This is a genomic window from Chamaesiphon sp. OTE_20_metabat_361, assembly GCF_031364565.1.
The window spans coordinates 1-15,148 of sequence record NZ_JANLWO010000181.1 but is presented as its reverse complement, the minus strand read 5'-3'; the positions used below and the strand labels follow the sequence as shown (position 1 = coordinate 15,148).

The window sequence follows — 15,148 nt, the reverse complement described above, 5'->3', positions numbered from 1 at the left end:
CAAATCGCCGTCGCTTGCTATCATCTCCACAATCGCAACTGGCGCGGCGCGGTGACTTTACTCGGCGAAGGGATCGGTCGGTTGCCTTATTATCAACCAATATATGCGGGGATTGATGTCACCCAGTTAATTCAAGATAGTTGTAATTTATTAACTACCTTACAATCGATCGGAATTGAAGGTACAGACGATTTTGTCGGTCGATTGGCTCAAGATTCTAGTATTTTACCAAGGGTTCGATCTGTTTGAATGTTTAAAAATCCGAACCAATTTCTTTGCCTTGACTACTAGACAATCTCATCACTAGTCGATCTAAGTATTGCTATCAGACTTATTATTGACAGCTTCAGCCGATTCGATTTGGCTAGGAGACTTTACCGCAGTTTCGATCGCGTCTACTTCTTTTTTAAACTCAGACTGAAAATCATTTGAGGCTTCTTGGAAACCCTTGAGTGCTTTGCCCAGACTCTTGCCGATTTCTGGTAACTTTTTGGGGCCAAATACCAATAGTACGACAACAGCGATCGCGATAGTTTCCGGTAAACCGATCCCAAAAAAGTTCATAATCTTCTTCCTTCAAAATGCTCTGGCAGTGTATCGCAGCTTTATACCGTCAATGTAACCAAGATCGAATCTACTAAAAAGAGTCTAATCCTCACAACTTCGATCGCCTAATAATTAATTATTAACTAATTTAGTGGCGATCGATCGAGTATGGGGTCGAGTGAATCTCGCGATCGCGGTTCTATAGGAAACCTTAATTCAAGTTGCCTGTAGTCACCCACCCCCATCTCCTGTCACGATCGAACCTACTGTCCGCCGCCGCCACCGCTCCAGTCCACAGAAAAACTATCTAGAACTAGAGAGTTATTGTAGATTTGGAGAATAATGAGTAAAAAGACTGCAAATAAGACCATAAATACGCCCATAACTGGGGTAGTGCCCCAACCAGGAACGACTTTACCATATTCAGCATTCAGAGGTCTGAGCAGATCTCCTAATTTAGTACGTTGTGCCATGTGTTGATAAATGTTAGTGAATACTATTATATCTGCGGGGTGGAAACATTCCACATCCTCAGTGTACCAAACAAAATTCTAGTTTTCGACAACCGATCCCGTTCTATTTTGAGTGCGAGATGTTCTGCGTGGGTAGCATCTCGATCGGGCTAGAGAGGAGGATGATATCTGTCAGTTGCCAGATCTTTTGGTAAATTTTTGTAAAATTCACTAATATTGTAAGAGAAGCAACATCCTTAAATTAAATTAATCATGGAATCTGCAACAGTTCTTAGCATTACCTTGGGTGCAGCGGTGATCCTCACCACTGCTTACGGTCTATATGTGTCTTTCGGCGCTCCCTCCAAACAATTGTCCGATCCTTTTGACGATCATGAAGACTAATATTTAGTTGCTCGTGGATAGTGAATAGTGGATAGTTTTAGATCGATTGAGCAGTGAATATTTGTAGGGTGGGCACTGCCCACCATCTGAGTTTCGCAGATTTGGAGTATCGATCGGGTGATGTTTTCTAAACAGTTGCCGCCACTTTTGACAGTAGTGGAAAACCTAATTTTTCGCGCTGCTCTAGATAGAGGTGGGCGACTTGGCGCGCTAGTCCGCGCACCTTGCCGATGTAGCGCGTGCGCTCGGTGACTGAGATAACGCCTCTAGCATCTAACATATTGAAGGTATGCGAACATTTGAGCACATAATCTAAGCTCGGCATCACCAATCCTCTGGCGATCAGTTGCTCGGCTTCCTGCTGGTAGAGATCGAACAGGGTAAATAATAATTCGGGATTAGACGCTTCAAAGTTGTAGGTAGATTGCTCGATTTCGGATTGGAGATAGATATCGGCGTAGGTGAGCGTATCATTCCATTGGATTTTGGCGATCGAGTCTACGCCTTGGAGATACATACACAGCCGCTCCAAGCCATAGGTAATCTCGATCGATACCGGACGACAATCGATCCCGCCACATTGCTGGAAGTAGGTAAATTGCGTGACTTCCATCCCATCTAGCCACACTTCCCAGCCTACGCCCCAAGCGCCCATCGCAGCGTCTTCCCAGTTATCCTCGACAAAGCGAATATCATGGTCTTCTGGTTTAATTCCGACCGCTCGCAGCGAGTCTAGATAGATGTCCTGAATATTGTCGGGAGAGGGTTTGATCAGGACTTGGTATTGATAATAATGCTGGTAGCGGTTGGGATTTTGACCGTAACGACCGTCACCCGGACGCCGACAGGGTTCGAGATAAGCTACCGACCAAGGTTCGGGGCCGATCGATCGCAAGAATGTATGATGGCTTTTGGTAGCGGCACCTTTTTCGGTATCGTAAGCTTGGACGATCGCGCAGCCCTGTAGGCTCCAGAACTGGTTGAGGGTAGCGACAACAGATTGAAAATTCATTTAGGAGTTGGGAGTGAGGTAATTTGATTCACTTGCGATCTGTCAGCATAGTCTTATTCACAGGGGCACAGTTGCCACTGTTACTCGGCATGTAATCTACATCATTCAAAAAATTAGATGAATCGTGGTCAGAAATTGCTAAAATAGGCTGGCATCAATAATTATGCAGGCAAATGTAACTAAAGTCATTCAGACAGATCCGATCGCTTACATAGTAGTTTGAGAGCGGGATATGGGCATGATGTATGTAAGACGGATTCTCATATCCACATCACCAATCTGCGCGGTTGGTGAAATATTGACAATTCAGTCTCGAAAATCCCGATTACCATGAGAGGGAGATCGAAAAATTTGACTCCGTCCGAAGGCATTTTCTATGAGTTCTGCACAATTTCCTCCCGATCGTCTGCCATCGCATCCAGAAGCTGCAACTAGACCTGCTAAGCCGATCAAACGCCCCAAGAAGCCCGATCCGGCAGACTATCCACCGTTGCCCCCCATGCTCCAACTGACGGGGAATACACCGATTCCACCAGCGAGCGAGCCACTTCAGTATCGGGCGATCGGCTTGATTTTGGGCAAGTATGTCCCCTCGACTGAGGAATTCAATCAGGGGATGGTGCTAGCGGACGACGGGACACAGATCGATGCTGTCATTCTCGGTCGGATCATGAGTCTGATCAAAAATCATCTCGATCTCGAAAAGTCGCATCTATGGGTAGTTTATCCGCGCATCCGCAAAGAAGATAATAAAATCCACGCTCAAATCATGGGGATGTGGAACCCTCAACTGCTAATCAAGCCGCTTGTCTCCGATCGTGAAGAAGGCGAACCGAGCGAATCGAGCGACGATCCAGCAGAGGTACCCACGATGCCCACGATCGAAACCTTGGGTATTCCCGATAGTTACTTTTCTATTCGCGGCGAAGTCATCTATCAATCACGCGAAACCAAAGAAATCTTCGTCAAAATTCGCCAAGCACCCAAGAAAAAAACCGAGGAGGAGCGCTATTTCAAAATCCGGTTAATTGGCGATCTGGCTCAAAAGCTAGTCGGTAATTTTTGGGATTTTGATGTCGTGCGCGTGGGTGATAATCTTGAAATCCGCAGCGCTCAATTTGTCGCGACGATCCGCGCCAAAATGCCCCGTAAAGGTGGTAGTAGACCATCAAATGAAGTTGGCGGCAGCCCACGACCAGTTAAGAAGGCATGGGAGGGAGGAGATGGCGCAGAGGTGGCTCCCCGGAGTGAAGTCAATAGACCTAAGCCAGCCCCGATCGTTCGCTCGTTGCCACCCAAGTTAGATTTACCAGAGCCATCCTAGTGGCTGTGGCGATTGGATGAGGGATTTGTGGGCGATGTCCATTGGCAAAGTAGTAGTTATAGCAACAGCCAAGGCTGTTAGGACACAGCGATTGAAATCGCCGCTCGGAATGCAAAGTCCGCCTACGCGGACTAATCTAAAGAACGTCCTAATGAACTTGGCGACTGCTATGTAGCAGTTGCCACATCGATTAAGACACTCTAGATCTCAGTCCGCGTAGGCGGACTTTGCACCACTAGCAGCGATTTTAATCGCTGTGCTATGGCTCTCGGTAAGTGTACCGAATGCGACCCTAGAGTCAAGGGGAAGCAAAAATACAGCGATCGTCCACCCTGAATTTTGATTAACTGCAATTAAACCAGATGACACTTTAGCCGCGCAATTCATCAGTCGGATCGGTCAACCGCAACCTGACTGACTCGCCATGGGAAAACAGTCCTTCAGCTTGGGTAAGTGCATCGATCGCATTACCAACTTTGCTCAGGGCGGTATGAGAGTATTGAATTAAACTGGAGTGCTTCATAAATGTCTCCACGCCTAAAGCCGAGGCGTAGCGGGCTGCGCCAGAGGTCGGTAGCGTGTGGTTCGGGCCAGCCAGATAGTCGCCGACGGCTTCTGGTGTCGAATTGCCCAAGAAAATTGCCCCAGCATGACGGATCTGATTTACCAGCTCCCAAGGGTCATCAGTTTTGATTTCCAAGTGTTCTGGTGCGAATCGATCGGATAATTCAGCAGCGATTTCGAGTGTATCGACGACGATAATCAGACCGTAATGCGCGATCGATTTCTCGGTTAGCGTTCGGCGGGGATGATTTTGGAGTTGACTTTCGACCGCAGTTTGAACGGCGGTGGCTAACGAGAGGTCAGTTGTAATCAAAATTGACGCCGCCATCGGGTCATGCTCGGCTTGTGCTAGCATGTCCGCCGCAACGTGAATCGGATTGGCATGACGATCGGCGATAATTAGGACTTCTGATGGCCCTGCGAGCGAGTCGATGCCGACTGTCCCATAGACTAGCTTCTTGGCGAGGGTAACGTAAATATTACCGGGGCCAGTAATCACATCGACTTTGGCAATTGTATCCGTACCGTAGGCTAATGCCGCGATCGACTGGGCACCACCGACTCGATAGATTTCCTCCACACCCGCAACTTGGGCGGCAACTAGGACAGCCGGATTGAGATTTTTGTCGGCTCCTGGTGGCGTCACCATGGCGATTTGGGGCACGCCTGCGACTTTAGCCGGAATTGCATTCATTAGTACCGTACTGGGGTAGCAAGCGCGGCCTCCAGGCACATATATTCCTGCTCGATCGACTGGATTGTAGCGTTTGCCTAGTACGACATCATCTTCGCCAAAAGTCACCCAAGATTTGGGTACCCGCTGGCGGTGAAAAGCTTCAATATTGCCAGCAGCAAGTTCGATCGCTTTGAGTAATTCTTTAGACACCTGTTGATAGGCAGCATCTAATTCGGCACCACTGACCCGCAACCGATCGACCGTCAAGGTTTGACCGTCGAATTCAGCCGTATAGTGTAGTAAAGCTTTGTCGCCTTGTCGTTTGACCGTTTGGACAATTTCATTAACGGTGGCTTCTTTGTGGACGATCGCGTCGTCGTGGGTACGGGCACTGATTCGCTGCAACTCCTGTTGCGCTTCAGTCTGCTGAGTGATGATTCGCAGCATGGTTGAAAAATGCCAATTATCAAAAGGTGGAACGATCGGGGGTCTGTCGGGATTTATCCTGGGCGACCTTGTATTGTTATAGCTTAGCGCGATTTTTAGCGGGCGTGGCAACACCGATCGCGCTGCGCTGGCAGTCTGGATAATTAACTATGTTGCCTTATTTGGTTGGTCAGGAATTGTCATCGCTGTGACACAATCGTCGGGTTAAGGTTAAATGGCACTGAGGTAATCTCGTGCCAAGCGTTTCAGTCAATCCAAAACACTGCCTGCCCTATTTTCGATCGCTTTCACTTATTAATAATGCCTGAAATCTGTTTGGTGGGCTGAAACCTGTTTGGCGGGCAGTGCCCACCCTACTGGCTCGACACTGTTTGGTGGGCAGTGCCCACCCTACTTTTAATTACTCTACTAAAGCCTAAAGCCTAAAGCCTAATACCTAAAGCCTAGATCAGGTTGGAATCAATTCTCCCGGACGCAGCCGCGACCATTTGCCAGTATCTTTCGCAAAGCTCAGACAGCCGACGACATCCCACTCCATTTCGACACCATCATCGTGGGTGCGGATGTTAACATTGATTTGGGGTTGGGTCGCCTCAAAATTAGGTATAGCTGTCAGATGAAGTTGTTGGTGTTGTTCCTCGACTGCATGATAGGTCGTGCAGCGATCGACATACTCGCAATTAATACATATACACATGACATTTCAGGGGTTAGGGACTAACCGATATCTTGTATTCTATGCAATTTTTAGCCAATCTACCATTCGACATCGATCTGTTGCCAAAACCAGTGTATGTAGTTGGTGGCGCGGTGCGGGATGCTTTATTGGGACGCGTTCGGGCGGAATTGGATTTAGATTTAGTCATATCCACTGATGCCGTCGCAGTGGCGCGTCAGTTGGCGACGACATATCAAGCGGGTTTTGTGTTGTTGGATGCGGAACGTCAGATTGCGCGGGTGGTCTTTCCGGGGCTGACGGTAGATATCGCCCAGCAGGATGGAGCAGATATTAGGAAAGATCTCGCACGGCGCGACTATACCCTCAATGCGATCGCTTATGACTTGCAAACACAACAGTCGATCGATCCGTTTGGTGGCAGTCGGGACATTCAGGAGCGTACTATTAGGATGGTAGGCAGAGAAAACCTCATTGACGATCCATTACGGCTGCTCAGAGCCTATCGTCAAGGGGCACAGCTTAATTTTACGATCGAGTCGGCTACTCATGCCGCAATTCGGGAATTAGCACCCTTATTAACCACCGTTGCCGCCGAGCGGGTGCTGGCAGAATTGCGGTATTTATTGCAGACACCAGCTAGCAGTCAGTGGTTGGCGGCACTGGTTGCGGATGCGTTGTTGGCTGGTTGGTTGGAGTTACCCGTAGGTGCGGATTTTGAAGCTAAATTGCAGCAATTCGATCGAGCAACAGAGTTAATTAAACAATCATATCCCGCCCTCGATCGCGAACTCAGTCTGACTTTGCGCCAGACGATCTCGATCGATCGTCGCTCTCTGGGCAAATTTACGCTGCTATTATCGCCCGATCTTAAATTAGCCACTAGCCAAATGTTGCGGCTGACATGTAGCTCAGCAGAAATTCAGGTGGTCGGTACATTAATTACTTATTTACCGCAATTGCTGGGTAAAGAGCTATCTTTGCGCGAGCAATATTTTTGGTTTCAATCGGTAGGCAGTAACTTTTCACTACTAATCGCGATCGCACTGACTAATGGTGTGAAATTAGTAGACTTACAGTATCTGATCGATCGCTATCTCGATCCCGACAGCCAAGTCGCGCACCCAACGCCATTAATTAGCGGACACGAGCTGATGCAGGCTCTCTCACTCCCACCATCGCCGACAATCGGTAAATTATTGACTGAAATTCAGGTAGCTCGAATTACTAAGAATGTGGCTAATGCTGCCGATGCGATCGAGTTTGCGAATAAGTTTTTGCAATCGATCGATAGTCGTTAACTACTCGATTAATTTAGCTTGCTTGAAGATATCTTGAATCGTATCCCCAACAATCAGACCATATATCAATTGGGAAATCGACGCCAAACAAATCGAACAGATAAATGCCGATAGGGGTGAGGCAATCCAATCCCAACCAAATAGAAATACTGCGCCGCTAATAATTACCGACGTGCTTACCCCACTAAGCGCACCAGCAAGTAACTGTTCGCGATCCCAATCATGCCATAACGATCGCCAATAAAGACGCTCTTTGAATAGTGATTTTTGCCAATTGCCAATGATGCGACCATTAATACCACCGCAAATTCCCCCGACGATCGCCAAAATAATTAACGTAGTCCCATCCTCATCTAATACCAGCATTTTAATGCCGAGATGAATCAATCCCCAGTTGAAAACAGTCATCGGTAATGCGGCGACTGCTGTATAAATCCATTGCCGATCGAGTGACTTAAATATCTGCTTGAGTAGCTGCCATTGGAGATATCCTTGAATGATACTACTTAGTAAATAGCCTCCTAATCTAAAGAATAAGATAACGGCTAAATTATCAATGTGAGCTAATAAAATTATTAAGGCTACGATCGCTTGAGTGGCAATTGCCAGAGCGAGTGAGCCAAAGATTTGGATTAATAGCCAATGATTTAAAAAGTTGGATGGGAGCTTGGACATGAATAGTAGATGGTGCCAATATCAGAATGAATGCGAATCTTAAAAAATATGAGCTGCTGATGTTTTTTGAATATTCTCAAGCAGTTTGAGATCTTGACGATCGCTAAATAGCGATCGATTCTTGGTGAAGGTAGCAATAACTAGACGTTCGATAAAACCAAGCTCGATCTGTAGTTGTTGACAAAGATCGAATTCTAGCTGGGAATCGGTTTCTAGTTGTTTCTGGCAACGCCAAGAGTTAGAACCTACCAACTCGATCGCTAAGACATATAGCGGTCGATCTTTAAATACCTGCATCGGTTTACAGACTAAATAGGCACGAGCGATAATCGGATACTGTGTTAATTGCGTCTGAATTTCGGTAAGAATATCGACTGTGAGAGCGTGAGTGGTAAATCGATCGGTTGCAGCGAGTTGGCGCTCTAATCTCGATCGCCATTGTTTTGGTAAATGCTGTTGTCGCCAATCTAAATAAATCTCCGCAGACTTAAAATCCTCCTGAAAAGCGTGGAATCGATATAATTCCTCACAACTAGATATGACTAGATCTGGCTCTAACTCAATCGCTTTCTCTAGGTAAAAACAGCCGCTAAAATGTCCGCGATTGACGAGAAATTTACCAACTTGATAATTTGCGCGTGGATGTTCGGGAGCTTGGGCGAGAATTTCTTGCCATAGTGGTAAGGCTACTGACTCGCCATGTAATTCGGTCGTCAAATTAGCTCGAACGGTGGCTACACAGATAGTTAGTTCCTGACTTATCTGAAGATCGAGCGTGGCTAAATGTGCTTGTTGTTGCTGTGCTTGTTGATGTCGCTCCAGCCATACTGCGGTGTGACTTTCATACCATTTGAGGTCGAGTTCGGCTGCAAGATCTGCCAATCGATCGCCAAAAAAGTATTCGGCTGCTGTCTGAAGAATCGGTTGTGGTGTCCAGGATTTCGGGGTAGGATGGCCGACAGCCGCCAATCGATCGCTCAAGCAGGGATGGGTATCATCGGTATCGGTAGCTTGTCCCAGAATCAAGCCCAGCCACACGCTAGCAGCTTGAGGATCGAGGGGTTGACGCAACGCGGCTAACATTTGGGTCACAACATCGGTTGGTGGCGTGGCGAATGTTTGCGCTTGGCGATCGAGTTGGCGATTAAAGTCTGTTTGTAAGTAATATTGATAAATATAAGTTTGAATCAGATCGCTCGCGGCAATTTCTGGACTCGTCATGCGTTGTGCTAGAGCATCTGCGGCATATTCCCGATCGCGTACCGACACTAATGAATAAGCTTTAATTAACGGTTCGTACCACCGAAAAAACCATTGGAAAATAAATAAGTTATTATCGATAGTCAGTTGCTCCCACATCTGACGCACTCGAAAAATATAGCTAATAAAGCTACTATCATTGTTTGCTAAATGTCCTAACTCATGTGCTAATGTGGCGGTGAATTGTTCGGGAGTTAAAGATTGCAGTAATGGCAAACCGAGCAACAAATAATTACAATGCCACTCGCCCCAGCCGAGATGTGGTATTTGGTAAATTGCCGCATTGTGGTCGTAATTGATGACCACATGATGAATCTTGGGAGTTTTTAATTTAATACTCAATTCATCAATTTGAGTAAATAATTCGGTAAACTCAGCACGATCGAGTTCTCGATCGGTTAGGGGTACAGATTGTACCCAAAAAATGACGATCGCGACCAATCCAAATAGCACCCATAATTGATGTGGATCGATCTCGATCGATCGATGCTGAATCATTTCTAACAACCACCGCATCATCCACAAACTGCTAAATAAGCACAGACAAATGACCCCAATATATCCATACCCAAGTGTGGCTAATGCGGCGACTCGAAGTTGATAATTAGTCGTCATCCGCTGACGTGTCGATCGTTCTAATTGACGCACCAATCGATCGAATTTAGTCTGCTGCTCTAGCTCCATCACATCATCACGCTCAGTTTGAAGATCGAGATTTAAAATTTTGAGCCAGCTCGCTCCAAACTTAAATCTTGGCTTCAGTGGATGAAAATAGTATTCCCCAGTCAAGCGGACTAGATCTAGGTAAACCTACGGATTTTCAATGCGAGTAAACATCTTCAATAAAAAAGCTCTGGTTAATCGATCGATTAACCAGAGCTTTTCACTCGTAATCTAGCTAGATCTGCCAAACTTCGATTGCTCGCGAGTACAATTACTTTTTATAAGCCGACATCGGTTCTTTAATCAAGCGAATATACAGATGTCGGAAAGTCGATTTAATCACCCGTGGCATCGCAAAATCGATCGGCACCAGTGCTTCCGGTAGCCGCCAATCACTACAACTCAAATCTACCGGATGCAATAACGGAAACTCGATTGATGCCAGTGCCGGAGCTAACCCCAGCCGTTGCGCCGCCGCCGCTGTGGGTACCAAATGCGCCTCGACATTCAGAACTTCCAACATCGCCACATCCAGCGCAAACACATCCGCAGCGGCACCTAGCACGCCCAACTCGCGGGGTTCGCCGCCGCTGGGGCCATTTCCTTCATGTCCGACGATACCGTCGATAATCGTCAAATTTGGGCTGATTGCGCGCGCTGTTTCGACTAGCATTTCACCAAATCGCTCGGCACTTTTACCCGCTTCCATGTGCCACCAAGCTTTCATCTTGCCCGGAACGCAGCCAAACAGATTTTTGACACCCAGCGTCATCGTTAGCTGCATGTGAGATTTGACCTTTGGTAAATTGATTACCACATCAGCCTCGATCGCTTCCTTGCTCAGCAGCAGGTGATTGAAATTCTCGCTGGCTGTCTCATACCGTTTGCCATGAAACTCCACTACAGGTAAGTCTAATTCCGCCATCATCGGTAGATAACCATTAGATTTAGCCACCCCCATCGCACTCCCAAACGCCGGACTGTCGCCAAAAAATGGTTTCCCACCTGCGGCAATTACCAACTCCGCGACACACCTAACTAGTTCGGGACGCGTTACACATTCTTTGGTCGGACGCGCACCCGTTAATAGATTCGGCTTGAGCAAGACACGATCTCCTGGTTTGACAAAAGCACTCATCCCACCTAGCGGTGCTAATACGGCTTCTACTGACTCGCGAAGTTGGGCGGTTTCGTATGATGTGGCGCGAATGAGACTAACAATTGGGGACATGATGAGGGGGTAATGGGTAATGGGTAAGAGGTAAGAGGTAATAGGTGGGCACTGCCTACCATCTAGATTCCAGGCATTTACTTCGCGAATCTGTACCCATTATATCCTTGACATTATTGCTTTGCCGCTAATCGATCGCGTTAGAATACCATTGTTGCAACCATTACTGTCTATGACTTCGATCGCTACTCCGACTGCAAATACTACCTGGATGTGGCGCGGACATCAGATTAATTATCAGACTGCTGGCGAGACGGGCGCAGCCGTACTACTGATTCATGGCTTCGGGGCTTCCGTCGGGCACTGGCGCAAGAATATTCCTATTCTGGCTGAAACTTGTCGGTGCTATGCGATCGATCTGATTGGCTTTGGCGGTTCGGACAAGCCCCAACCCGGTGGTGAGATCGAATATACCTTTGAAACCTGGGCGGAACAGGTAGTTGATTTTTGCCAAGAAATAATTGGGAGTCCGACAATCTTAGTCGGTAACTCGATCGGGTGTATCGTCGCCCTACAAGCTGCGGTTACTAATCCAGCATCAATTACGGGTGTCGCTCTACTTAATTGTTCATTGCGGTTATTACACGATCGCAAACGCGCAAAAATGCCCTTTTATCGTCGCTGGGGCACACCAGTCCTCCAGTCTATCCTCACTATACCAGCAATCGGCAAGTTCTTTTTCAAGCAACTCGCCCAACGTAAAGTCGTGCGGAATATTCTCTTGCAAGCCTACCATCGCCCCGAAGCCGTCAGCGAAGAATTAATTGATATTTTGATGGCTCCCGCCGCCGATGCGGGTGCAGCCGATGTATTTCTGAAATTTACCGCCTATTCTTGGGGGCCATTACCTGAAGATCTCTTACCGCAATTAGCTTGCCCCGCGATCGCGATTTGGGGTGCTGCCGATCCGTGGGAACCGATCGACTTAGGACGCGAATTGATGAATGTGCCTACGGTGGATGAATTTGTCGAACTCCCTGATGTCGGGCACTGTCCCCAAGATGAAGCCCCAGAATTAGTCAATCCCGTGCTGATCGATTGGATTGGGAAGTTGGAGAAATCTCCTAGTGCCACCCCTCGATCGTGATTTCAATCTGTGGGTGATGGAGAAACTGCTCGATTGCCTCCGGTACAGCAGAGCTGAACGCATCGATCGAGATTCAGTGTATTACCAAACTAGTTAGATTCGATCGGTTCAAATAGCTGAGGATCTATCCGTCATAATGACGATATGTTCGGTCGGTTGGGATTGTTAAATTGAGTATGTTGAAGACAGAGCAACACTCAAATACACAATCTCGAAGCAGCTATGTATTACTCCGGCGATCTATCCAAAGCAACTTCTAAAAAACAACCTAACCGTTTCGATCTCGTTGGTAGAAGAGTATTAGATATCGGATGTGGATTAATCATTGCTGCAATCTTCATCATCGTATTTCCCTTTGTGGCAATTGCTATTAAACTCGATAGCCCTGGGGCAATTTTTTACAAACAAGAACGAGTTGGCTTAAAAGGTGCTAAATTCACTATCTATAAATTGCGATCGATGGTACAGAATGCCGAACGCAACGGCGCTCAGTGGGCAACCAAAGGCGATGCCCGCATCACTAAAGTTGGTAACTTCATTCGCAAAACTCGCCTCGATGAATTACCTCAAGTTATCAATGTTTTAAAAGGTGAAATGAGCATGGTTGGCCCTCGTCCCGAACGCCAACAGTTCATCGATAAATTAGAACACCAAATTCCAAACTTTAACAAAAGATTAGCAGTTAAACCAGGCTTAACTGGTTGGGCGCAAGTAAACTATGGCTATGGCAGTACTGTCGAAGATGCTAAAATCAAGCTTAACTACGATCTCTACTATTGCAAACATCAGTCACTAGCATTAAATTTCCAAATTTTGTTACGGACATTTGCCGTAGTCCTCAGAATGCAAGGTCAGTAATTCGCGTTGGCGTAGCCTCTCCTTGGAGAATCGAGATGAGCTAAAATTACCTTGAGAGGAAGTTGTTTCTTTACTGAGTTAAGAAGATCGACATGGTACTAGCAGAATCTAAGACAATTAGCTTTAATGATTTTATTACCTGGTTGCCAGAACGATCGGAATATCGCTACGAACTCAGAGATGGAGAAATTCTCGAACTGCCTAAACCACGCGGTAAACACTCAGAAGTAGCTGGTGAGATATCTGGCAAACTCTATCTAGAAGTTACCCGACTGGGCTTACAATACTTGACTCCCGTTTGTCCAAACTGTCACGCAGTCATTCACTTGAAAACCCCTCCCTATGCTCCTCATGAAGTAAGTGCTATGCTCCGTAACGAGCGGGTAATTCCACATGATAGCTAGAATATTTGGCTAAGTTCCAGTGGTTACTTCTTGTGGAATCGATCGAGTTCTTGTAATATAACAGTACCATTGAGCAGCGATCGATCGTGACACCTGAAATCATTACCCGTACCGAACAACTTCGAGTCAAACTCCAGGCGGCTGGCTATGCTTACTACGTCCTCGACAATCCCGTCATGGAAGATGCCGTATATGACAGGTTGTATCGGGAGCTGCAAGATTTAGAGAGCCAATATCCCGAATTAGTAACTGCCGATAGTCCGACTCAGCGCGTCGGCGAACGTCCCGCGTCGGGCTTTGTTTCCGTCAAACATAAGATCTCGCTGTACAGTCTCGAAAATGCTTTTGACATGGCGGAGTTTGCCAAATGGGAAGCAGGTTGGCAGCGGAATATGGGGAGCGAGGAAAGTGCTGAATATATCTGCGAACTGAAGATCGATGGCTCGGCGATCGCACTTACATACGAAAATGGATTATTGGTGCGCGGTGCGACGCGGGGCGATGGGGATACGGGGGAAGAAATTACCCAAAATGTTAAGACGATTCGATCGATTCCGCTTAAATTAAATCTCGAAAATCCGCCGCCAGTAGTCGAAGTGCGAGGGGAGGCTTTTTTACCGATTGCGGTATTCGAGCAACTCAATCAGGAACGGGAAAAAGCAGGCGAACAACTCCTCGCAAATCCGCGTAATGCTGCCGCCGGAGCATTACGCCAATTAGACCCCAAAATGGTCGCCCAGCGAAAATTAGATTTCTATGCTTATACGCTCCAAATTCCAACTACGACCCCTGAAACCGAAATCCACAGCCATTTAGAATCGCTGGAGATGCTCGAACGGATGGGCTTTAAGGTCAATCCCCATCGCCAATTATGTGCCGATGCTGCCAAAGTAGGTGAATATTACGATCGCTGGAATACCGAGCGGTTAAATCTCTCTTATATGACAGATGGTGTCGTCGTCAAAATTAACGACTTCGCGGTGCAACAAGAACTCGGCTTTACGAATAAATTCCCCCGCTGGGCAGTCGCACTCAAATATCCCGCCGAAGAAGCGCCAACGCGGGTATTGGATATCAGTGTAAATGTGGGCAGAACGGGGGCAATTACGCCCTTGGCACACCTTCAACCCGTCCAATTGGGGGGAACCACCGTACAGCGGGCAACGCTGCACAATGGCGATCTCATCGATGAATTAGATATCAGAATTGGTGATACAGTCATCGTCTGCAAAGCTGGCGAAATTATCCCCAAAGTCGTGCGGGTATTGACCGATCTGCGTCCGCCAGGGACTGCACCTTTTAAAATGCCGACGAATTGCCCCGTATGCGATACGGCAGTTGTTAAGTCAGAAAAGGAAGCGGTATTGCGGTGTAATAATCCGAGCTGTGCAGCAATTCTCAAGGGTTCATTGGTACATTGGGTAAGTCGGGATGCCTTAGATATTAATGGTGTGGGCGAGAAGTTAATCGAGCAATTAGTCGATCGTCAATTTGTCAATTCAGTTGCGGATTTATACGATCTCACTGTTGCCAAGTTGATGACTTTAGATCGCACGGGCGAGAAGTC

Annotated in this window: 17 protein-coding genes; 9 read left to right on the top strand and 8 right to left on the bottom strand. The window is 47.1% G+C overall.

Features of this window, described 5'->3' with window-relative positions:
* Window positions 1-249 (top strand): DUF309 domain-containing protein (locus RMO35_RS05035; protein ID WP_396135602.1); only part of this gene is annotated, 249 nt, incomplete at its 5' end.
* Window positions 250-312: 63 nt separating this feature from the next.
* Here RMO35_RS05035 and RMO35_RS05030 read toward each other — a convergent pair.
* Both RMO35_RS05030 and psbH read right to left on the bottom strand, forming a co-directional pair.
* The gene (locus RMO35_RS05030; protein WP_309739006.1) at window positions 313-564 is read right to left on the bottom strand and encodes a TatA/E family twin arginine-targeting protein translocase; all 252 of its coding nucleotides are present in this window, start codon (window positions 562-564) and stop codon (window positions 313-315) included.
* A 245-nt stretch (window positions 565-809) separates the two neighbouring features.
* A complete protein-coding gene (psbH, locus tag RMO35_RS05025; protein WP_309739005.1) occupies window positions 810-1,019 on the bottom strand; it encodes a photosystem II reaction center phosphoprotein PsbH in 210 nt (69 codons plus the stop codon).
* A gap of 252 nt (window positions 1,020-1,271) precedes the next feature.
* Between psbH and psbN the strand changes: the two genes are divergently transcribed.
* Complete coding sequence (psbN, locus tag RMO35_RS05020) at window positions 1,272-1,403, top strand: photosystem II reaction center protein PsbN (RefSeq protein WP_309739004.1); 132 nt, start codon at window positions 1,272-1,274, stop codon at window positions 1,401-1,403.
* Window positions 1,404-1,530: 127 nt separating this feature from the next.
* Here psbN and glyQ read toward each other — a convergent pair whose 3' ends face one another.
* Entirely contained in the window at window positions 1,531-2,415 is an 885-nt protein-coding gene (glyQ, locus tag RMO35_RS05015) for a glycine--tRNA ligase subunit alpha (protein ID WP_309739003.1), read from the bottom strand.
* A 376-nt stretch (window positions 2,416-2,791) separates the two neighbouring features.
* Between glyQ and RMO35_RS05010 the strand changes: the two genes are divergently transcribed.
* Complete coding sequence (locus RMO35_RS05010) at window positions 2,792-3,739, top strand: hypothetical protein (RefSeq protein ID WP_309739002.1); 948 nt, start codon at window positions 2,792-2,794, stop codon at window positions 3,737-3,739.
* 370 nt (window positions 3,740-4,109) lie between these two features.
* On the opposite strand, the gene hisD is transcribed toward RMO35_RS05010, so the two are convergent.
* Window positions 4,110-5,426 (bottom strand): histidinol dehydrogenase, encoded by a 1,317-nt coding sequence (gene hisD / locus RMO35_RS05005; protein ID WP_309739000.1) that lies wholly within the window; start codon window positions 5,424-5,426, stop codon window positions 4,110-4,112.
* Window positions 5,427-5,428: 2 nt separating this feature from the next.
* Between hisD and RMO35_RS05000 the strand changes: the two genes are divergently transcribed.
* Window positions 5,429-5,569 (top strand): hypothetical protein, encoded by a 141-nt coding sequence (locus tag RMO35_RS05000; protein ID WP_309738998.1) that lies wholly within the window; start codon window positions 5,429-5,431, stop codon window positions 5,567-5,569.
* A gap of 305 nt (window positions 5,570-5,874) precedes the next feature.
* On the opposite strand, the gene RMO35_RS04995 is transcribed toward RMO35_RS05000, so the two are convergent.
* Window positions 5,875-6,123, bottom strand: coding sequence for a Ycf34 family protein (locus tag RMO35_RS04995; protein ID WP_309738997.1), 249 nt, complete (start codon window positions 6,121-6,123; stop codon window positions 5,875-5,877).
* 41 nt (window positions 6,124-6,164) lie between these two features.
* Between RMO35_RS04995 and RMO35_RS04990 the strand changes: the two genes are divergently transcribed.
* Window positions 6,165-7,403, top strand: coding sequence for a CCA tRNA nucleotidyltransferase (locus tag RMO35_RS04990; RefSeq protein WP_309738995.1), 1,239 nt, complete (start codon window positions 6,165-6,167; stop codon window positions 7,401-7,403).
* On the opposite strand, the gene RMO35_RS04985 is transcribed toward RMO35_RS04990, so the two are convergent.
* From RMO35_RS04985 to RMO35_RS04975, 3 genes are all read right to left on the bottom strand, one after another.
* Window positions 7,404-8,078 carry a hypothetical protein gene (locus RMO35_RS04985; protein WP_309738992.1) on the bottom strand — a complete coding sequence of 225 codons (675 nt, stop codon included), beginning with the start codon at window positions 8,076-8,078 and terminating at the stop codon, window positions 7,404-7,406.
* Window positions 8,079-8,117: 39 nt separating this feature from the next.
* On the bottom strand, window positions 8,118-10,127 hold the full coding sequence (locus RMO35_RS04980; protein ID WP_309738991.1) for a M48 family metallopeptidase: 2,010 nt from the start codon (window positions 10,125-10,127) through the stop codon (window positions 8,118-8,120).
* Between the two features lie 145 nt (window positions 10,128-10,272).
* Window positions 10,273-11,232 carry a DUF362 domain-containing protein gene (locus RMO35_RS04975; RefSeq protein ID WP_309738989.1) on the bottom strand — a complete coding sequence of 320 codons (960 nt, stop codon included), beginning with the start codon at window positions 11,230-11,232 and terminating at the stop codon, window positions 10,273-10,275.
* Between the two features lie 172 nt (window positions 11,233-11,404).
* Here RMO35_RS04975 and RMO35_RS04970 point away from each other — a divergent pair, with 172 nt between their 5' ends.
* The 4 genes from RMO35_RS04970 to ligA form a co-directional block, all read left to right on the top strand.
* Window positions 11,405-12,319 carry an alpha/beta fold hydrolase gene (locus RMO35_RS04970; protein WP_309738987.1) on the top strand — a complete coding sequence of 305 codons (915 nt, stop codon included), beginning with the start codon at window positions 11,405-11,407 and terminating at the stop codon, window positions 12,317-12,319.
* 222 nt (window positions 12,320-12,541) lie between these two features.
* Window positions 12,542-13,177, top strand: coding sequence for a sugar transferase (locus RMO35_RS04965; protein WP_309738986.1), 636 nt, complete (start codon window positions 12,542-12,544; stop codon window positions 13,175-13,177).
* Between the two features lie 92 nt (window positions 13,178-13,269).
* Complete coding sequence (locus RMO35_RS04960) at window positions 13,270-13,581, top strand: Uma2 family endonuclease (RefSeq protein ID WP_309738984.1); 312 nt, start codon at window positions 13,270-13,272, stop codon at window positions 13,579-13,581.
* A gap of 86 nt (window positions 13,582-13,667) precedes the next feature.
* On the top strand, window positions 13,668-15,148 hold a 1,481-nt coding region (gene ligA, locus RMO35_RS04955), incomplete at its 3' end, for an NAD-dependent DNA ligase LigA (protein WP_309738983.1).